Source organism: Clostridium vincentii, from assembly GCF_002995745.1.
Classification (GTDB): domain Bacteria; phylum Bacillota; class Clostridia; order Clostridiales; family Clostridiaceae; genus Clostridium; species Clostridium vincentii.
Genome location: NZ_PVXQ01000046.1, coordinates 1 through 21237, shown reverse-complemented (window position 1 = coordinate 21237; position 21237 = coordinate 1). Strand labels below are relative to the sequence as shown.

General features: G+C 31.4%; 19 protein-coding genes and 1 pseudogene. 1 reads left to right on the top strand and 19 read right to left on the bottom strand.

Features of this window, described 5'->3' with window-relative positions; genetic code table 11:
- Window positions 1–214: 214 nt before the first annotated feature.
- From CLVI_RS15175 to CLVI_RS15140, 8 genes are all read right to left on the bottom strand, one after another.
- On the bottom strand, window positions 215–823 hold the full coding sequence (locus CLVI_RS15175; protein WP_106060957.1) for a TlpA family protein disulfide reductase: 609 nt from the start codon (window positions 821–823) through the stop codon (window positions 215–217).
- 9 nt (window positions 824–832) lie between these two features.
- Window positions 833–1510: a cytochrome c biogenesis CcdA family protein gene (locus tag CLVI_RS15170; protein ID WP_106060956.1), complete on the bottom strand. Its 678-nt coding sequence runs from the start codon at window positions 1508–1510 to the stop codon at window positions 833–835.
- 90 nt (window positions 1511–1600) lie between these two features.
- Window positions 1601–1921, bottom strand: a complete 321-nt coding sequence (locus CLVI_RS15165; RefSeq protein ID WP_106060955.1) for a rhodanese-like domain-containing protein — start codon at window positions 1919–1921, stop codon at window positions 1601–1603.
- Window positions 1922–2118: 197 nt separating this feature from the next.
- Window positions 2119–3243 carry an NADH-dependent flavin oxidoreductase gene (locus CLVI_RS15160; RefSeq protein WP_106060954.1) on the bottom strand — a complete coding sequence of 375 codons (1125 nt, stop codon included), beginning with the start codon at window positions 3241–3243 and terminating at the stop codon, window positions 2119–2121.
- A 249-nt stretch (window positions 3244–3492) separates the two neighbouring features.
- Window positions 3493–4059, bottom strand: a complete 567-nt coding sequence (locus tag CLVI_RS15155) for a DUF6143 family protein (protein ID WP_106060958.1) — start codon at window positions 4057–4059, stop codon at window positions 3493–3495.
- 121 nt (window positions 4060–4180) lie between these two features.
- Window positions 4181–4591 (bottom strand): hypothetical protein, encoded by a 411-nt coding sequence (locus CLVI_RS15150; RefSeq protein WP_106060953.1) that lies wholly within the window; start codon window positions 4589–4591, stop codon window positions 4181–4183.
- A 96-nt stretch (window positions 4592–4687) separates the two neighbouring features.
- A complete protein-coding gene (locus tag CLVI_RS15145) occupies window positions 4688–5386 on the bottom strand; it encodes a flavodoxin family protein (RefSeq protein ID WP_106060952.1) in 699 nt (232 codons plus the stop codon).
- 62 nt (window positions 5387–5448) lie between these two features.
- Complete coding sequence (locus CLVI_RS15140) at window positions 5449–6390, bottom strand: DMT family transporter (RefSeq protein ID WP_106060951.1); 942 nt, start codon at window positions 6388–6390, stop codon at window positions 5449–5451.
- 183 nt (window positions 6391–6573) lie between these two features.
- On the opposite strand from CLVI_RS15140, the gene CLVI_RS15135 reads away from it, so the two are divergent.
- Window positions 6574–6903, top strand: a complete 330-nt coding sequence (locus CLVI_RS15135) for a cupin domain-containing protein (RefSeq protein WP_106060950.1) — start codon at window positions 6574–6576, stop codon at window positions 6901–6903.
- A gap of 89 nt (window positions 6904–6992) precedes the next feature.
- Here CLVI_RS15135 and CLVI_RS15130 read toward each other — a convergent pair whose 3' ends face one another.
- From CLVI_RS15130 to CLVI_RS15085, 11 genes and pseudogenes are all read right to left on the bottom strand, one after another.
- A complete protein-coding gene (locus tag CLVI_RS15130; protein WP_106060949.1) occupies window positions 6993–8939 on the bottom strand; it encodes a [FeFe] hydrogenase, group A in 1947 nt (648 codons plus the stop codon).
- A gap of 407 nt (window positions 8940–9346) precedes the next feature.
- The gene (locus tag CLVI_RS15125) at window positions 9347–10297 is read right to left on the bottom strand and encodes a metallophosphoesterase family protein (RefSeq protein WP_106060948.1); all 951 of its coding nucleotides are present in this window, start codon (window positions 10295–10297) and stop codon (window positions 9347–9349) included.
- A 228-nt stretch (window positions 10298–10525) separates the two neighbouring features.
- Window positions 10526–10675 carry a hypothetical protein gene (locus CLVI_RS17540; RefSeq protein WP_170065691.1) on the bottom strand — a complete coding sequence of 50 codons (150 nt, stop codon included), beginning with the start codon at window positions 10673–10675 and terminating at the stop codon, window positions 10526–10528.
- Between the two features lie 165 nt (window positions 10676–10840).
- A complete protein-coding gene (locus CLVI_RS15120) occupies window positions 10841–13024 on the bottom strand; it encodes a DNA topoisomerase III (protein ID WP_106060947.1) in 2184 nt (727 codons plus the stop codon).
- Window positions 13025–13146: 122 nt separating this feature from the next.
- Entirely contained in the window at window positions 13147–14679 is a 1533-nt protein-coding gene (locus CLVI_RS15115) for a DUF2828 family protein (protein ID WP_106060946.1), read from the bottom strand.
- Between the two features lie 170 nt (window positions 14680–14849).
- A complete protein-coding gene (locus CLVI_RS15110) occupies window positions 14850–15038 on the bottom strand; it encodes a hypothetical protein (RefSeq protein ID WP_106060945.1) in 189 nt (62 codons plus the stop codon).
- A 17-nt stretch (window positions 15039–15055) separates the two neighbouring features.
- Window positions 15056–16966, bottom strand: coding sequence for an ABC-F family ATP-binding cassette domain-containing protein (locus tag CLVI_RS15105; protein WP_106060944.1), 1911 nt, complete (start codon window positions 16964–16966; stop codon window positions 15056–15058).
- Between the two features lie 474 nt (window positions 16967–17440).
- Window positions 17441–18859 (bottom strand): alanine/glycine:cation symporter family protein, encoded by a 1419-nt coding sequence (locus CLVI_RS15100; RefSeq protein ID WP_106060943.1) that lies wholly within the window; start codon window positions 18857–18859, stop codon window positions 17441–17443.
- Between the two features lie 141 nt (window positions 18860–19000).
- The gene (locus tag CLVI_RS15095) at window positions 19001–19654 is read right to left on the bottom strand and encodes a vWA domain-containing protein (RefSeq protein ID WP_106060942.1); all 654 of its coding nucleotides are present in this window, start codon (window positions 19652–19654) and stop codon (window positions 19001–19003) included.
- A 92-nt stretch (window positions 19655–19746) separates the two neighbouring features.
- Window positions 19747–20778, bottom strand: coding sequence for a macro domain-containing protein (locus CLVI_RS15090; protein ID WP_106060941.1), 1032 nt, complete (start codon window positions 20776–20778; stop codon window positions 19747–19749).
- A gap of 39 nt (window positions 20779–20817) precedes the next feature.
- A pseudogene (locus tag CLVI_RS15085) lies at window positions 20818–21075 on the bottom strand (5-methylcytosine restriction system specificity protein McrC); the annotation flags it as partial.
- Window positions 21076–21237 lie beyond the last annotated feature (162 nt).

Genomic DNA, 21237 nt, shown 5'->3' with positions numbered 1-21237 from the left:
ATAAATCCAACTCCATTCTTTTTATCTTAGCAATAAAATTATAATGGATAATTTATGTATTGGGGAGATGTTTTTACATCTCCTTTATTTTTTTGCTACCTTTGCCTACTAAAATTATACTCTAACTGAAATAGTTAGATTGTTTCTCTAGAATCAATTATGAGAGAATAAAAAGCTACACCCCCTAATTATACTGAGGGTGTAGCTTTATTTATCATTTAAGCAACAATTTTATTTGGCTTTCTAATTTTTCTTTAGTTATTGTTCCAGATTGGTCTTCAACAATATATCCATCTTTATCAATAAAAATTGTTCTTGGTATAGATGAGATTTTATAATTACTTGAAGCATTACTTTCAGTATCAAATAAAACCTTCATATCGAAATTATTATCTTTTATATATTCCTTAGCTATACTTGTAGTTTCTCTTTGACCATCTGTTAAATTCACCATTAAAATAACCACTTCATCTTCATTATACTTAGCTGACATTTCATTAAATGAGGGCATTTCTGATTTACAAGGAGGACACCAACTAGCCCAAAAGTTCACTACTACCGGTGTCCCTTTGTAATCAGATAATTTTACTTCCTTAAGATTCTCATCATATACAGCAAAGTCTTTTGCCAGCGTCTTATCTTGCTCTTCTACTTCATTAGAAATCTTATCTTTCTGTTCTACTTCGTTAGAAGTTTCATTTTTCTCAACTTCTGTTATATTTTCCTCATTATATTTTGAGTTTAAAAAGTTATATCCGAAATACGAAATAGCTAAAAATCCTACAAAACCTATTACTGATAAGATTAATTTTTTATTCTTCATAAATCCCTCCTAAAATGTTAAAAAAGAAAGTACTTTATTTAAATAACCAGTCGTAATAGAAATACCTATAATCACTAGAATTATCCCAGATATTCTATTTATAACTTTGTAATTCCTTTTTATAAAATTAAATGTTCCTTTTAATCTGTCTATTAATATGGCACAGATTACAAAAGGTATACCAAGTCCTATGCTATAAATCAAAAGCATTAGAGTTCCTTTTAATATATCTTGTGAATTAACTGCAATCATTAATGCAGTTCCTAAAAATGCACCAACGCAGGGTGTCCATCCTATTGCAAAAATCATTCCAAATAAAACAGAAGATATAAACTTAAAGGCTTTTATTTTAGCATTAATTTTTAAACTTCTTTGTAAAAATTTAATTTTAATTATCCCAATATAATTAAGACCCATAAGAACTACTATAAATCCACCTAATACATTTATAACAGTGCTTTGCTCTTTTATAAAACTTCCAAAGGTTCCTGCAAGTGTACCTAATAGTGTAAATATTATTGTAAAGCCTAGTACAAATCCTAAGGAATTTATCAATGCATTATATTTACTTTTAACCACATTTCCATTATCACCTGCAAAATATGATATATATAAGGGTAACATTGGCAAAATGCAAGGTGATATAAAGGTTATAATTCCTTCTAAAAATAACAGAACATATTGCATACTTTATGTTTCCTCCTAGCCTCTATTTATATAATTGGCGTAGCTTTATTAATTCTTTTCACACTTTAGGACTCCTTAAAAGTCTTTCTATTATTTTCTTTTTGATCCGACATATGACCCCATTCCACCAGATACATTAGTAACATTAAACCCTTCCCTTGCAAGACTATTGCAGGCTCTTGAACTTCTTCCACCTGACTGACACATTATATAATATTCTTTGTCTTTATTTAAATATTTATCTGCTTCATTTAAAAGTTTACCCATTGGAATGTTTTTAGCACTCTTAATACTTCCACTTTTATATTCATAGTCTTCTCTTATATCAATTAATTCTATTTTCCCAATTAAATTATCAATATCATTTACGTTAACAACTTTTGTATTTCCTTTTTTTAAAAATTCAAACATATATATCTCCTCCAAAGTTTAATTTAATATTTATTGTTTCCCTATTAATATCTTTTTATCTACTATGAATTTATTATATCTTAAAGTTTTTATTATTTATGTGACTTAGTTACACACGAATAACTCAATAATTCTAATGACTCCTACAAAATAACGACAAATCGCTTTTTGTAGGAGTCTTTAATTATATAAAAAATTTATTCTATAACTGGAAACCAACCAGGTTTACTCATAATTGCATTCCAAAGTGGTTCTGGTATATCTAAAGATTCTTTATCATTTTTACTTAAAGTAGTCTTTATTTCAGATATTTTCCCTGTTTGAATTTTATCTAACCACTCTGGTTCCATAATTAGTTCTCTGCCAAGAGCGATAAATTCTGCACCGCTTTCCAATGCCTTAATAGCATCTTCAGGTGTATGGATAGAACCCACACCAATAAAAGGTATTCTACCATATATTTTGTCCATAATTTTACAAATAACAGGTTTTGTATTTAGTTTATCTCTCATTGAACTTTGCCAGAAATCCATTAAGGAACCATGCAAGTAACTTAATCCTTGATTTGCTAGTACATCTACAAATGAGAGGGTATCTTCTAAAGTTATACCTGGATTTTCTATTTCTTCTGGTGAAAAACGATATCCCACTATGAAATTGTCTCCACCATTTTCTTTCACTACCTTTTTCACTTCAGCTATTACTGCCAGAGGGAAAGCCATTCTTTTTTCTAAGCTTCCACCCCAAGCATCTTCCCGTCTATTGGAGCTTGGAGAAAAGAATTGTTGCAATAAATAAGTATTAGCCCCATGAATTTCTACACCGTCAAAACCTGCATCTATTGCTAATTTCGTTGTATTAGCAAAGGCTTTAATTGTATCTTGAATTTCTGCTTCTGTCATTTCTCTAGGTATCATTGATCCTGGTCTTTCTGGTGGTATTGCACTGGCACTAATAGTTTGTCCTCCGGGTATTTCAGTGGGCATTGCCATCCTACCACCATGAACCATTTGTAAAATTGCTAATGCTCCTTCTCCCTTTATAGTTTCCGATAATTTTTTTAGTCCTGGTAAAAAGTTGTTATCAAAGCCCGCAAATTGTCCTGGAAACCCTTTTCCTGATGGGCTTACATAGGTTGTTGCAGTAATTACTATCCCTACACCTTTAGACCTTGCTTTATAATAACTTAACTCTGCTTCAGACACTGTTCCATCAGCATTTGCTGAAAAAGTAGTCATTGGTGCCATAACTATAGGGTTCTTCACATTTATTCCCAAGCCTAACTTTCTAGGCTGCAATAGTTTTTTAATTTTAGATTCCAATTTAATCTCTTCCTTTCAAATAAACTTCAATTCTCTTTAATATATTTCCATATTACTATATTTATAACCAATTGTAAATGATAATTATTATTATTAAATATTTATTGCTCTTAAATTAAGATAACAAAAAATACCCTATAGAGTAGACTTTTTTTAATTGTCTATTCTATAGAGTAAATTTCATCAATTACACTATCATTATTAATGCTATTCATCTGAATTATCTATCTATATATAACCATTATCATCTTATCTACATTTATTCCTTATAGGTTCTTTCCACCAACCAAAAGCTATTCTACCTGAAGTTAAAAGTTCTGGTGTTTCTGGTGTTGATAGAAATACTAAGAAATTACCCCCTTCACCAATAATTATTTTTCCGTTTTCAGTGTCCACCAATGTTGTTTCAGGCTGGGCTCTTCTAACAAAGGCTTTAATTCCTCCAGTTGGCTCACCTATAACCTTAGATGCATACTGTAATTCTACCTTTGGTATAGGCGGTGGTTGGATACTTAAATTTGTAGGAGTTACCGGTGCATATTTAACATCTGACTTAGGAGGGGTTGCATTAAACCAAAACTGTACACGGAAAGTTGAGTCTGAAACATCAGTTACAGTCCAGACATTTACATGCAAAAGAACTCCTGAATTAATTGGATTGTATAGCCTTGCCCAGGCACTTGTATCTTGTCCAAATACTAAATCATCAGCATACCCAATAAAATATCGTCCAAGTGTAGATTCATATAGCTCTATGGGAATATTAACACTTTTTAAAGGGTATTGATGTATTTCTTTTAAAATATTTTTATTCACCAAATTGCCACCTCCCTATATACTATTTATCTTCTTAACATATTGTTACAATACATTTCCACAAAAAAAGCTCCCCCAAACCTTTAGTCTGAGGGAACATAGAAAACACCATATTAAATTTTTATAAAACATGAATACCTATAGCTATTATCAATAAAAGGGCTAGTACTTTATGTACTTTAAGCCATTTACCTTTGTAATTTTTATTTATAAATGCACCATAAAATCCTAAAGCAAATATGGAAATCATAATTAATGCGGCTATTATTCCTGTTATACTAATACGATTAGATGATACAGCAATACCAAAGTGAGCAAGCACCGAAATTACAGTTATTGTTCCAGCTGCCTTATGACATTTTATAATTAATTTCATTATTTTTCTATAGAAAGTGACTATTTGCTTTTTATCTTCTCCTAACTTACTAATATATTTTTTATTAATATATTTTACAACAAAGTTTAGAATCGCTACGCTAAAACTTATAACTGTTATCCATCCTAATAATTCAATTAAATCCTTAATATTCATAATATAATCTCCTCCTTACTTTAAAATAATAGACTTCCAAAATTCTATTTTTCTAATTATAGCATGTCTATGTATTATTTCTCATTTAATTTTTCTTTACCAAGGTCGTGTACGTCCAAGCCATCCTTGTTTTTGCCAATATTCTTTATCCACTGGATTCAGAGTCATTGTTTTTTGCATAAAGCGCATAGCATAAAAAAGAACCTTTACCTTTAAACTAGGATTGACTTTGTAAGATCTTTTAAGAATTTTAGAAGCTAATTTATCTACATATTTATCAATCTCAATTTTTTTCTTCTCACTCACACCCTGCCAATTTACTGCGGCAACCGCTTTACCGTAAGTGAAAATCTTTCCAACTCCCCAAAAGGATAAACTATCAGTGATATCTTTATTTGTAGATTTCATACCTGCTCCAGCTGCAGTAGAAATAACTAAAGCCATTTTAGAAAACATTGCTCCATTCGGACGGTGAACCATCCATTGATAACCAAAATGATCCAACAAAGTTTTCATTTGCCCAGTTGTATGATATACATAAACAGGACTTGCAAAAAGTACTAAATCTGCCATTTCAATTGCTTCTTTAATTGGATTGACTTTTTCATAATGAGGACACTCTTTCTCACTCTTGCCAAAACATGAACCGCAGCCACAACAAAAATGCGGCATATCTTTAGGAAGAAAAAACTCTTTAACCTCACTTTTTCGAGATCCTAGTTTTTTTAAAAATAATTGAGAAATATTATAAGTGCTACCCCTATGTTCCGTTCCGTAAATGGCAACTATATTCATAACTTTACCCTCCAAAAAAATGAATTTATAATATCTTATATAAATATATTACCCCTATCTATTTATAATGCCAATCCTTTTTTACTCCTATTTACAATATATATTCCTAAGCATACACATATCAAAGCAATAATATTCTTTAAACTATATATGCTTTCCTGCAAATAAAGTGCTGAGAGGATTGTCCCAAATACAGGAACTAAAAAGTTATAAATAGTTATTTTCCCAACTCTATTATACTTGAGCAAAACTGCCCAAATAGTAAATGCAACTGAAGATAAAACTGCCATATACAGTAATAATATTATTGCAGAAGGTGAAGGAGTAGCTAAATTACCTCCTCCTATAAATCCAATTACAACTAAAACAGTTCCACCAATAGAAAGCTGATACCCTGTCATAACCATAGAATCCTCATTTTTGGCAACAGCCTTACTTATTATAGATCCAATTGCAAAGGTAGCAGCTGCTAACATCATAAAACCTTCACCTGTAAATGAGAAGCCACTACCGGAAGTATTACCTCCAATATTTATTATAAATACCCCAATAAATCCTACTAAACAGCCAATTGTCTTTTGCACATTCAATTTATCATTTTTATAAATGAAATGTGCTAAAATTACTACAATAAATGTTCCTGTTGAATTTAATATAGCTCCTTTTACGCCTGTAGTATTTGATAATCCTATATAGAAAAATATGTATTGAAGGCTAGTTTGAATTAGTCCTAATAAGCCAATTCCAACAATGTTTTTTTTAGCTGGATAGACAAATTTCCTTCTTATTACTGATGTAATTAATATTGTAAGCACCCCAGCAATTAAAAACCTATATCCTGCTAATAGAATTTTTCCATAGGTGTCAACCGATGCTATATTAAATAATTCATATCCTATTTTTACTGATGGATAAGCACTTCCCCATAACATAGTAGCAATAACTGCTAATGTGAAAATATTTATGTTTTTAGTGAAAATTTCCTTACTTCTTTCGTTATTCATTCTATTCCCTGCCTTTCTCTTCCTAAGAATACTATCACACCTATAGTAATAATAAAAGGATATACACAAGTAATATTACACACTATAAATAAAGAATATGCTAAATAAAATAAATGTCATGTTTTATTTTGACGAAATTTATAGTATACTGTATATAATTTATATGTAAAGGAGGATTCAATAATGGCTACAAGTACAAAAGTACTCGATTTTCTTAAGGGTGGTAAAGGTCCTGTGATAATAAAATACCTTTTAGGAGATAATGAACTTAAAGGAAAATGTGAACTCTATGCTGAAATTACTCTAAAACCAGGTTGTTCTATAGGTTATCATGAACATACTAATGAAATTGAAACATATTACATAATTTCAGGTGAAGGCGAATATACAAATAACGAAGTTCTTACAATTGTTAAAGCTGGAGACGTTACTTTTACCTCTAGCGGCAATGGACATGGCATTGAAAACATTGGCAATTCGGACTTAGTTTTTATAGCATTAATAATCAAATGAGATAAATAGCAAAAAGCTGTGGTGTATACCACAGCTTTTTTACTATTTTGTTTCATTTTTTCAAATGTACATCATTATTTATATACTAATTAATCATTATTTTTCTTAATTCTTGGGAAATATGTTGTATGAAGTAATTCATGAGCCTTATGGCTTAATGGATGATCTAAATACTTTTCATAAATAGCAAGAACCTCTGGATTTTCATTTGATCGTCGTAGAGTCTTAGATCTATCTATATTATTTAAACCCTCTGCTCTTTTTTGTAGTCCTGCTTGTTTATTTCCCTTTATTTTAGGCTGACCACCACCACCAACACATCCACCTACACAAGCCATTATTTCTATGGCATGGAAGAATTCTTCACCTGATCTTATTTTATCTAGCATCTTAGCTGCTTCCTTAAGTCCATGGGCAACTCCTATTCTAAGTTTTATGGCTCCAGCTTGAAGCTCACAAACTCTAAAGCCATCCCATCCTCTAAGACCCTCAAATTCTATATTATCAATTCTCTTTCCAGTCATCTTTTCAAGAGCTGTTCTTGTAGCAGCTTCTATAACTCCACCTGTTCTACCAAAAATAATTCCAGCGCCTGTATATTCTCCCATAACTGGATCAATTTCTTCGTCTTCAAGTTCCTTTAAATCTATTCCTGAATTTTTAAATATTTTTATAAGTTCCCTTGTTGTAATTACATAATCAACATCATAATTCATCTCCACAGAAAATTCTGGTCTTGATGCTTCATATTTTTTTGCTATACATGGCATTATTGCAACAGAGGTCACTTCATTTCTTGAAAGACCTTTTTCCTTTGCCCATATTTCCTTAGCAACTATTGCAAACATCTCCATTGGTGATTTTGCAGTGGAAGGTACATCTAACATATCGGCATAGTTTTGTTCTATAAATTTAATCCAGGAAGGGCAGCATGAAGTAAGCATTGGAAGCTTAACATCCTCGTCTCCTGCTAAATATCTTTCAAGTCTTCCTTGAAGTTCTGCTGCTTCTTCCATTATAGTCAAATCAGCACCCCAAGAAGTATCAAACACATAATTTACACCTAATTTTCTAAGACCTGCAGCAATTTTCTTTTCTACATTTTCTCCTGGCTCAAATCCAAATGCTTCACCTATTGCAACTCTTATAGCTGGTGCCATTTGAGTAATTACTACCTTATTAGGTGTTGATAAATCTCTAAGAAATTTAATAGTATTATCTCCTGCTGTAATAGCATCAACAGGACATGCTGATATACATGCGCCACAATGAGTACATCTATTATAATCTATATCATGTTGTTTTTTCACTTCACCCTGTATACAATCTACAGGACATGCTCTTTTACAACTTCCACATCCAATGCATTTTTTTGTAATTGTCAATTTAATAAGATGGTTACATTGTGATGTATAACATTTCTTTTCTTCTATATGTTCTTCTATTTCATCATAAAAAGTACTAATTACTTCTTCCATTGTATTATGCTTTTGGTTCATCTTGCCTTTTACAGTCTCTGCAAGGTTTCTTAATATATATATTTCACGCATATTAGATATACCTTTACTTATTCTATCCAAAATATGAAACATTTCAGTTATATCAGTTTTAACTACTTCATAATACTTATAAGAACCATCTTTGATTTTTGCAAGTAAATACTCAATATAGAATTTTTCGAACTGAATTATACAATCTTCTTGAGATAAAATAATAATAGTTCTAGTAATATTTTCATAAAATGATCCAAAATCAAATTCTTTATCTAAACTATCTTGTGTTAAAAATCCTCCAAATGGAAGTCCAATATGAGCCGCTTTAAAATTATTTTTATTTATAATTCCTCCACAAAGCTCTATTATCTCTCTAAGAGTAGCACCTTTTGGCACTTCGACTATTCCTGGTTTATTAACTTTACCGCAAATAGCTATACTTCTTTTATCGCTATTTGTTATTTGTTCTAACTCCTCTGCACTAAAAATAGTAAATACAGAACCTAATGAACTTTGTATAAAAGTTGTATTTTTGTCTATCATAATATTCGCTCCTTAAATAGTCTCTTATTTTTTATCAAATTTCAAACTGACTAGCCTTTTCTCTAAAGTTACAGATAGTTAATTCATGAATATAAAACCACGAAATCCACTATATTACATTTAATTTGGGTAAAGGTTAGTAATTCTAGTGCTACACTTTTGAAAAAAACCGCTTACTTTCATTTTCAGTCCTAATAGCTATGAAGTCAAGTATTAATTAGCCAGCTCAAAGACATATAACCTATTTTTTTCATTATCCCATGTACTTCCTAAAATATTATTGCTGATAATGTTAGAAAATTAAGCTAGGCTATAATACTGTAAATCAGGTATTATAGCCTAGCTTATACTTTTAGGGAATGCAAATTTAATAGGTTATCAGTTTATATTTAATGGAACCAATCATATCATTCTTTAGAAATTTCCTTTGTAAATATCCATTGATTTTCTTTAATATCTCTACCTTTAATAACAACAGTATTGCCATTAACTTCAATATACAATCCTTTAATATTAGGTTCTGTTCTTACACCATTTCCATCATTTGTATCCCATATTTTGGTATGGTCAATAGCTCCAGTATTAGCAATTGTAAATGGTTGATCTAAAATTACACTACTTTCAACTAAATCTCTATGAGTATGAGATGAAAATAATATAACTTCGGGATATTGAGATAATATCTCTCTAATTTGTTCACTTTCTTTAACTCCAACCCAAGCTCTCTCTCCATAATCTAAGGGTTGATGCAAAAATACAAATATAGGCTTTCCCTTTTGATAATTTTCAGCTAATTTTTCTTTTAACCAATTTAGTTGATTCTCAGAAACATAAGCTGTTGTTGTATCTGCTGTATCTGAGTTACCATCCTCAGATCCTAGGGATATAAAATGATAATCATTCACCCATGTATCATGATACACTTTCTCTTCACCAGAGAACTCAAGATATTTATTAATATAAGTTTGAACTTGTTCAGGTGAATTACGACCTGCGTCATAGTTGAAAAACTCATGATTACCTATATTTTTTATAACTGTACTAGGTAATAAATCCTTATTTTTACTTATAGTTTTTTTCACTAGATCATATTGTTCATCAATACCTTGATCTACACTATCCCCATTTAATACTAATGCATCCATACCAGGATTTATTGTATATAGATCATTAATGGTCTGCTGTAGATGATCAGCATTTTGGTGAATATCCCCTAATACAGCAAAAGCAAGATCGTTATTTGATGTTATTGTTGCTTCAGTTTTAGCAATAGGTCTGGGTTTATTGATAAATATATCTGAAATTACACTTAAAAGAATTATCAGAACTATAATAATTATTATTTTAATTTTCTTCATTTTCAATAACCTCCCTGATATAAGCTTTATTTGTCTACAAAGTTACTATACTACCTGTAGTAAACTCCAAGTCAATACTTTTTTATTATTCTTCTCAATTAAATTGGGTTCTATGCATATTTTTAAGTCTTTTTACATCATATAACATTACTATCTCGCTCTTTACCCCTATCCCACTTCTCTATGGAATCTAATTCTTTACATGAAAAAAGAGCTAAGATTTTGCTCTTAGCTCTTTTCATCCTTTTTTCTCCTATAACTAAATACAAAAAACAATAAAGCACCAATAATTAGCCCAATTTCTACGTGTCCAAAAGCAGCACCAAATATTATTCCATAGGCTATCCATAGATAATCCGTATTTGCGTTTTCTTTCATAAAATTTCCTCCTATTGCTGATCTAAATTTTAACTTAAGCACCTCCATGGTTATAACCCTAATAATACCATAGCAATGTACAATTTATGGAATATTATATAAAAAAACTGTAGATAGATTTTTTCTTTAATCTATCTACAGTCATTACATTATTCCTAACTTCTATTACTTTTTATCAAATTTCATTCCACCAAGAAGTGCAGCGAAAGGATTATCACTAAAGTCCTCAGCTTCCTTCTTCATCTTATTCATATAATTATTAACTTCTCTCTTATCAACCTTGGCATTTTTATCAAATCTCTTTTCAAATTGACTAGCCTTTTCCCTAAAGTTACAGGTAGTTGATGCGCAAATATAAATCTTGCCATCTCCTTGTCCTCTAAGTTCAAGCTTCTTTTTACAATCTGGGCATCTTGCATTAGTAAGTCTTGCAACATTTTCTCTGTAGCCACATTCTCTATCCTGGCATACATTCATTGTCCCATTTTTACCCTTAACAACAAGTAGATACTTGCCGCAAGTTGGGCACTTCTTACCAGTCTGGTTATCATGATGGAATTTTGCAGTTCCAAACTTTACATCATTAACCATCTTAGTTGCATATGCTCTCATTTGCTCAAGGAATTGATTTGAATTTGCCTTACCCTTTGCTATATCATCTAGTTGTTTTTCCCACTTTGCAGTTAAAAGTGGTGATTTTAAATCAGAAGGGACAAGTTCCATTAATTGTTTTCCCTTAGAAGTTGGGAATAAATCCTTGCCCTTTTTCTCTATTACAAATGATTTAAATAACTTTTCAATAATATCAGCACGAGTTGCAACTGTTCCAAGTCCACCAGTATCCCCTAAGGTTTTAGCTGCTTCCTTTTCCATTTGCATATATTTTTGAGGATTTTCCATAGCTGATAGTAATGTACCTTCATTAAATCTTGATGGAGGTGTTGTTTGCTTTTTAACTAGATTAACTGAGTTAATTGCAATCTTTTCTCCCTTAGAAATTGGAGGAAGTTCTTGGCTTGAATCATCGTCCTTATGTGAATCTCTATCATAAAGCTTCTTCCAACCCTTTTCCTTAGTAATATTACCCTTAGCCACAAAAGTTTCACCCTTTATAGATACAGTAACAGTAGTTTGTTCATATTCAAAAGGTGGAAGCATTACACTTAAAAATCTCTTAATTACTAAGTTATAGATATTCTTTTCTTCATTATTAAGATTAGCTAAACTTCCCTTCTCCTCTGTTGGAATAATAGCGTGATGGTCTGTTACCTTACTATTATCTACAAATGAGCTCTTGCCTTTAACTCCCTCTCGTATAAGCTTTTCTGTATACATCCTATATTCCCCAGTACCAACAGCTCTTAACCTATCAGGAATAGTTGCAACTACGTCTGTTGTTATATATCTTGAATCTGTTCTTGGATAGGTTAATACCTTATGACTTTCATAAAGCTTTTGCATTATATTTAAGGTTTCTTTTGCAGAATATCCCCAAATCTTATTTGCATCCCTTTGAAGCTCAGTTAAATCATATAAAGCTGGTGAATAACTTTTCTTATTTGATTTATTAATATCTGTAACTTCTCCTGGTTGTCCTTTAGTCTTATTAATTATTGAATTTGCCATTTCTTCATTATGAATTGAGCCATTTCCCTTTTCATTTACCCAATTTAAAGTAAACCCCTTGCCCTTTGCATTTATTGTATAATAGTCTACAGGCTTAAAGTTTCTTATATCTTCTTCTCTTTGTACTATCATAGAAAGGGTTGGTGATTGTACACGCCCTGCTGATAGCTGTGCATTGTATTTACATGTTAAGGCTCTAGTTACATTAAGACCTACAAGCCAATCAGCCTGAGCTCTACATACAGCCGCCTTGAATAAATTCTCATAACCCCTTGCATCCTTTAAATTCTTAAAACCATCTAAAATTGCCTTAGTAGTTTGAGAAGATATCCAAAGTCTTTTTAAAGGTTTCTTCGATCCTACCTTTTCAATAATCCAACGAGCTACAAGTTCGCCTTCACGCCCAGCATCTGTTGCTATAACTATTTCTCCAATATCAGGTCTTAATATCTGCCTCTTAACCTCATTATATTGGGCATTTGTCTTTTTAAGAATTGAAAGCTTCATATATGGTGGTAACATTGGTAATGTTTCTAAACTCCAAGTCTTATAAACTTCTCCATAACCCTCGGGGTCCATAAGTCCAACCAAGTGGCCAAGTGCCCAAGTTACTACATAATTATTTCCTTCTATGTATCCGCCCTTATTATTTGTGCATTTTAAAACCTTAGCTAATTCTCTACCTACTGAAGGTTTTTCAGCTAGTACTAATATTTTACTCATATTATATATCTCCTATTCTGTTGATTCTACTAATCATTATAACGTACTTCGCTCTATAAACCTATTTTTATAATATTGCTCAAAATAAATTAACATATATTTCCAAGGAAATATATGTTAATTTAGCCTTCTTCTTTTATTGAATTATATCTGAAACCAAGTAAAATTTTATCTAATAAAACATTAGAATAAATTTGATTTCCACTAACTACAGCTTTAAAAATCTCATTGGAATACCCTGATGCATATTTAAAATTATTACTATCTACAATAATCTTGCTGCTATCTCTATAGGCATCTATTCTCCAAAAACATATTTCCGGCATTTCATAACCGCTCAGACTCCACTTATTTTTGAATTTTTCATATTGATCCTCATGTAAAAAATGTGTTTTCTTCGAGTTGTTTTTATGATTTAAATAAGTTAACTTACACTTATCATCTAAGATAAATAAAAGTCTTTTTGGCATTTTATTTTTGTTTATATTATTCTTTATTGCTGCAAAAAGCACTAAATCTAAAGCTGTCTCTACATTTATTTCATTTGTTAATGAGCTTTTCTCAATTTCTTTTATTCTTTTTAAAAGAGTATCACCTTTAACTTTTATAAGATTTGGCTTAGGATTCATAGTTATTATATGTTCACTATATGCCCCTATATTTTTATCTAATAAATGAAGAATAGTTCCAACGCCTCCACAATAAGCAGGCATTTTATATTTTCTATTTGAACTCCTTTCAGAAAGACCTAAACATACTAAAGTATCTTCTCCTATATTCCCAGTATAACTCGGCATATCTTTCCACAAATCACAAAAATAAGATTTACTAAAGTCTTCTGAATCCTTTACTATTCCTGAAATTAAATCATATGGAAAATAACTTTTAGGGTTTATAACGAGTCCAACTTTTCCTATTTTATCACTATTTAGTACATTTAAATAATCAATATATCTTTGTCTATCATGCTTTAAAAAGGACTTATAATATTTATGCATTGCCCCAGAACTTAGGTCTCCATACTTAACTTCATTCCATTTACCTTCACTTATAGAGGACTCCACAATATTAACCCTTTTTCTTAAAGTAGAAAGTAACACCCTATATTCCTTAGAGGTTAAATCTAAAGCTAGTCTAGTTTTTCTTGCTAAAGTTTTTGTTTCTTTTGAGGAAGCATTTTCAGATTTTAACCACTTAGCTAATGTAGATGGATCTTTTATTTTTAGATCTAATCCTATTTGCTTTCTGATTAATCTAATAGCATGTCCCTGAAGAGCTGTATCAAAAAGACTATATAAATCATCCCATCTTCCGAATACTGGAATTAAATTTATATTTACTTTTAGATATGAACTGTTTAGTTTTCCAAGATGATTTAAAATAGTTCTAAATACTCTTCGTTCTCCAAGACCCTCTTCCTTATCCCTTACATAAAATAATAATTTCATAGCAGAGAAAGGATCCTCGTCATAGGCCTCCATAAAAATATTTATTATTTCTTCACTTTTTTCTTCTCTTAGGAATCCTGCTTTTGCATAAAAATTTAAAAGAGCATCATCGTTAGCATCTTCCATACGGGGATAACATTCTAAATCTTCATATAAATCAGTGGAAATAAACTCTCTTTTTATAGAATTTAAAAATTCAAAGTTCATAGTAAATCTAGCCTCCTATTACAAAATAAAAAAGACAAGACACCTCGCTGAATTATCTAAAGCTGTAGGTGTCTTTTTCAAGATACATAATTATTTAACAAAATGCTGTAGGTATCTTTTTTATTAGTATATGAACTAGAAAACTATAATAGTACACTGTTATTATGTCTCTACTTATTAATTTCCCTCATTTTTTTAATTAGTCCTTCTGATATATATTCAGACTTTGAAAGGCCCTTCCTAAAATATCTAATTTGTTTATATTTAGTGCCCTCCAATTGAAAGTCAAGAACATCAATTCTATCTCCACTAAATATTATGGGCTCTTTTTGCCCCTTTACGGTAATATGTAATTCCATAAAAAACCTCTTCTCAATTAACTTTTAGTATTTTTGTATTCCTCTATTTTAGTAGCTATTGCTTCTAAATAATCAAAACGTTCATAGCTTAATAGAAGATTTGCTTCAAGTTTAGCTTTATCTTTATTTAAGTCCTGAAGTTTTCCATAGTTTGTAGCATTTTTAACCATATCTTCTTCAACCTTAATTATCTTCTTCTCTATAGTTTCAATTACACCTTGAATCTCATCATATTCTTTGCTTTCACTAAAGGTAAACTTTGGTTTTTGTTCCTTACCCTTTATAGGTGTAGCTTTCTTTTCTTTTTTTTGTTCCTCAATAATATTAGCCTTCTCTATCTCATATGAAATTTGGTAGTCACTATAGTTACCATTATATATCTTTATCTCGCCACCATCTCGATATGAGAACATCTTATTGCAAATTCTATCTAAGAAATATCTATCATGAGATACTACTAAAACCACTCCAACAAAACTATCAAGGAAATCCTCCAGTATAGTTAATGTACTTATATCTAAATCATTGGTTGGCTCATCTAGTAAAAGAACATTTGGAGCCTCCATTAAAATTCTAAGAAGGTGAAGTCTTCTTCTCTCTCCTCCAGATAATTTCTCTATTTTAGTATATTGCATAGTTCCATCAAATAAAAATCTTTCACACATCATAGAAGCCATGATTTTACTTCCATCTGCTACAGGGATATATTCTCCACCCTCTTTTACATAATCAATTACTCTCATCTTATCATCCATATGATTATCATCTTGAGCGAAACATCCTATTTTTACAGTTTCTCCAATTTCGATCTCTCCGCTATCTACTTGAAGCTTACCTCTTAATATATTTATAAGAGTAGTCTTACCTGCTCCATTCTTACCAATAACACCAATTCTATCTTCTTTTGTGAATATGTAATTAAAGTCACGTATAAGAGTTCTCTCATCAAAGGCTTTATTTATATCTACAAGCTCTATTACTTTCTTTCCAAGTCTTGTTCCAATAAAGTTAATATCTATATCAGCTTGTGGTTTTATATATTCAGTATTCACAAGCTCATCAAATCTTTGAATTCTAGCCTTTTGTTTAGTAGTTCTAGCCTTAGCTCCTCGTCTTATCCACTTTAATTCTTTTGTTAAAAGGGATTGTCTCTTAGATTCCTCTGACTCTTCTCTTAGTTGTCTTTCCATCTTCTTTTCTAAGAAACTTGTATAATTACCATCATAAGCATAAAGAGTTCCTCTATCTAATTCTATTACTCTGTTTGATACTCTATCTAAGAAATACCTATCATGGGTAATCATAAGAAGAGCTCCGCTTCTTGAATTTAGATATTCTTCAAGCCATTCAATAGAATCTGCATCTAAATGATTGGTAGGCTCATCTAAAATAAGTAATTCACAAGGTGTTATAAGAGCTGTAGCTAGAGCAACTCTCTTTCTTTGACCGCCAGATAAATTTTTCATAATATCATCATATTCAGTAATTCCTAATTTATTTAATATAGTTTTAGCTTCACTTTCTATATCCCAAAGGTTTTTAGCATCTATTATCTCTTGAAGTTCAGCTAATTTATCATTTAATTCTTCACTATGTTCACTACCCATCCTGCTAACTATCTCTTCATAGTCATGAAGTAACTTAAGACTATTAGTTTCACCTATGAACATTTGTTCTAATACTGTTGCATCTTCTGTTATTTTTGGATTTTGGGACATATACTCTATGTTAATATTTCTTCCTTTTGTTATACTACCTTCGAAAAATTCATCAACTCCAGCAACTATTTTAAGCAAAGTAGATTTACCTGCTCCATTTATTCCTATAACACCAATTCTATCTCCATCATTAATGCTTAGGGTAACATCATTTAATAGCATTTTTTCGCTATAACTTTTCTTTATATTGTCTAATGTAACTAAATTCATTTAATTTCTCCTTTATTATCGTTCTCTTCTTATGTTAACAAAAAGAGCTTGATTCAACAAGCCCTTGGGTGGGAAATTGGAGTTTAATTTACTGGGAATAAAAATGATTGTACTAGAAGCTTACTTTCTAAAATTCATTTGCAAAGATGAATAACGTAAACTCTTTCCGCAAATAATAAAAAATAAAGTAAGGTGGTGATACTAATGGCTAGTTCTCAATACAACAAGAACAGAAATGATAAGAGTAATACTGAAAAAAATAAAGGTAAAAACAACGAAGATAAAGGCAATAACCAAGTAAAATAAAAATAGAAGTTTCATATTGATTTGCACCGTATATCCTTGTACACTTTATGTTCATACCATTAAGGGTATTTAAAACATCATCAGAAATAATAATAAAGAGGAAGTGTTTAAATTATTTTTAAACACTTCCTCTTCATTGTAGTACTATACCCCCCAATAATTTGGATTCTATTCCATTGGAAGATTTTTTTCCTTTTCATTAATAATTTTTCCATTTTCATCAATTACTCTTATTGGCTCACTATCTACTGCTTCTATATTATCATTCCATAAATATTTCTTAGTTTCACTTACAATTACAGGACTTAGTATAAGTAAGGCAACTAGATTTGGAATTACCATTAATGCATTAAATATATCTGCGAGTCCCCAAACCAGAGAAATTGAAAACACTGATCCAATATAAATAAATATGACCCAAAATATTCTATATGGCACAATAGCTTTTTTGCCAAATAAGTATTCAATTGCTTTTTCTCCATAATATGACCAACCAAGTATAGTTGAAAACACAAGTGTAATAAGTCCTATTGTTAACATTATAGGTCCTACAACAGGTATTGCTGAAAATGCTGCTTTAGTAAGTGCAGCACCCTCTAAACCTTTTTGCCAAAAACCTGAATTTACAATGGCTATGCCCGTCAATGCAGCCACAACAACTGTATCCCAAAAGGTGCCTGTTGCTGAAACCAATGCTTGCTTAACTGGGTTTCTTGTTTGTGCTGCTGCTGCGACTATTGGTGCACTACCAAGACCTGATTCATTTGAAAAAAGGCCCCTGGAAATACCAAATCTCATTGCCATCATAACTCCTGCTCCAGCAAATCCACCAGTTGCTGCCTGAGGTGAGAAGGCATCCCTAAATATTAGCGCTATTGTGCTTCCAACAGTTTTATATCCCAGTACAAGAAGTATAAGAAGTCCAATAAAATAGAATATGGCCATGAATGGAACTAGAATTTCACAAACCTTAGCTATTTTCTTTATTCCACCCAATATAACAATTGCTACTAATACAGCTATTACAATTCCTGTAATCCAAGTTGGAACATTAAAGGTTTCATATACCATTGCAGATACGGAGTTAGCTTGTACCATACATCCAATACCAAAAGCTGCAATACTTGTAAATAATGCAAAGGCTACTCCACCCCATTTTGACTTAAGTCCATGCTCTAAAACATACATAGGACCACCAGCCATTGTACCATCCTTTGTTTTAACACGATACTTAACAGATAGTAACGCCTCTGAATATTTTGTAGCTATTCCAAAAAGACCTGTTAACCAGACCCAAAAGACTGCACCGGGGCCACCAATACCAATTGCTGTTGCCACACCAATTATGTTTCCAGTTCCCATAGTACCTGCAAGTGCTGTTGTTAACGCACTAAATTGGCTTACATCCCCCTCATGATGACCATATTCATCTTTTGTTATTGATAACTTTATAGCTTTAAATATGTACCGTTGAATAAATTTAAGTCTATAAGTTAAGAATACATGAGTTCCAAACAATAAAACAATGAGTGGTATACCCCATATCCATCCATCGATTTGATTGACTATATTTGTGAACGACTCCATTCATATTCCTCCTTATATAATTTCATTATAATAACCATAAATGTATAATATCATAAATAGACAAATGTTGATAGTTTTCGCCCATTCTGTCAATGATCATGAACAAATAATGAAGATAAAGGCAATAACCAAGTAAAATAGTTAATGTTTCTTATTTCTTGACTTATAATCCCTTTCTACTTCTTCTTTCCAACTTTTATCAAGTGGCATCTCGGCTCGACAACAGGAAATTGCCACATTCATTGCTTCATAGTTTAACTTTGTTCCTCGTTTATCCGGAACATAGTTGGTTGCAAATTCCTTGCTGATTCCAAACCGTTCTGCTGTAGATATAGCATCAATATTAGCACCTAAAAATAAGAACTCCCAATCATATCTTGTCTTCTGACGATCTATCAGACCTTTCACTTTGTCATATGAATACTCTTTGCTTGAATTCTCGTACCCATCAGTAGTAATAATGAATAACACCTTATTTGCTCTTTCTTCCGACTTAGCATACTTTTGTACATTGCCCATATAGCTAATAGTCTCTCCAATGGCATCTAATAATGCAGTACAACCACGCACATAGTATTCATTCTCCGTCATTTGCTTAATATCCTGTATGGATATACGCTCATGCAATGTTTCTACTTGATCATCAAAAAGAATAGTAGTAACATTTGCTTCCCCATCTTCTTTCTTTTGTTTCGTAATCACGGCATTATAACCTCCCATTGTATCGTCCTCTAATCCAGCCATAGATCCGCTTCTGTCTATAATAAATACAAGTTCTGTTAAATTTTTCTTCATACTAAAAGACCTCCCTAGATGTATTATTCTTTCTAAATATAGAATAATACACCTAGGGAGGTCTTCGGTCGCTTTAGAAGCGACATTGTAATTTACGCACCAAGAAGTGATTGTTCAAAACAAAATAGTGCTTCATTGATTGTGAATATATCATAGTTTTCTGCTTCAATAAAATACTGAATGATTACATCAAACTTATGACTGGATGATAAAGAATATCCTGCCTTCGATAACAAATCCTTTATTTCATCTAAAGAAAGTTCTAATGCAATAGCAAGTGCCAAAATTGTAGTTTTCTTTGGATTATAGTCCTTATTACTACGAATCTTAGAGAATAGCTTACGGTCTATATTTGCCTTTTTATAAACTTCAACATCGCCCTTGCCTTTTTCATCTATAATTCTTAAAAGCATTTCAGAAAAGGTTTCATCCATATGGCTAAGAACCTCTTCAAGACTTCTTTTAGAAATATTTGTTGCGGATTCGTTTATTGGAGTTGGCATTGATATTTTGTTAAGTTCCTCTTCCTTATATTCTTGTAAAAATTCACTCTGAACATCTCGTACATTTTGATACAGCTCAGAGTTTTCAGTATCCTCATAATAGGTATCTATGTAACTGCTGATATCAGAAAACAACTTTTCACTAAGGGATACTACTTTCCGGTCAAGCACTACCAAATATACATCCATATCATTATGTAATAAAAACTCGCTGATGGTTGCTATAGCAATTTGCAGTACTTCTTCTTTTGGATACCCATAAATACCAGAAGAAATCAAAGGAAATGAAATAGACTCCAGATGGTGTTCTTTTGCAATTTCTAAAGATCTACCATAGGCAGCTGCTAAGTATTTCGCTTCTCCCTTATTTCCACCATTCCAAACGGGACCAACTGCATGGATGACATACTTTGCAGCAAGTGCATATCCTTTTGTAATCACAGCATGTCCTACCGGACACTTGCCTTTCTGTTTGCACTCGCTCTGCAATTTTTCTGCTCCAGCTGCTATGAAAATTGTTCCACAAACACCCCCACCCATCTGCAAGGCAGAATTTGCTGCGTTTACGATGGCATCTGTATGCATTTTCGTAATATCATTATGAACGATTTGAAAAGGCATGATAATCCTCCTTATACTACTTTAATTTGTTCACCAATTCTATTCAATATCTCTAATAATCTCTTTTAAACATTTATTAGTTATTTCTTCCGATTCTAAATCAACAGTATAAACCCTAATTTTCTTAGATTTATCATTATCTAAATACCAAGATTCAAGATACTTTTTATCTTCTCTTTCTACTTTTTCATTATGCGGATATAAAAGTATAACTGTTTTAACATTAGGATACCTTGTTAAATAAGCATACATTTGATAAAGATCCTCTCTTTTAACACCATGTCTATTATATCCACTAGTAGTTTATTTTTATATACATGTAAAAATAAATACGGTAAGTAGACCAGGGAATCATTTCCCTGGCCCCTCTCAGAACCGTACGTGCGGATTTCCCGCATACGGCTCCCCATATTATAATTTACAGAATATATGTAATCTCTTTCTTTAATTCAAATATAT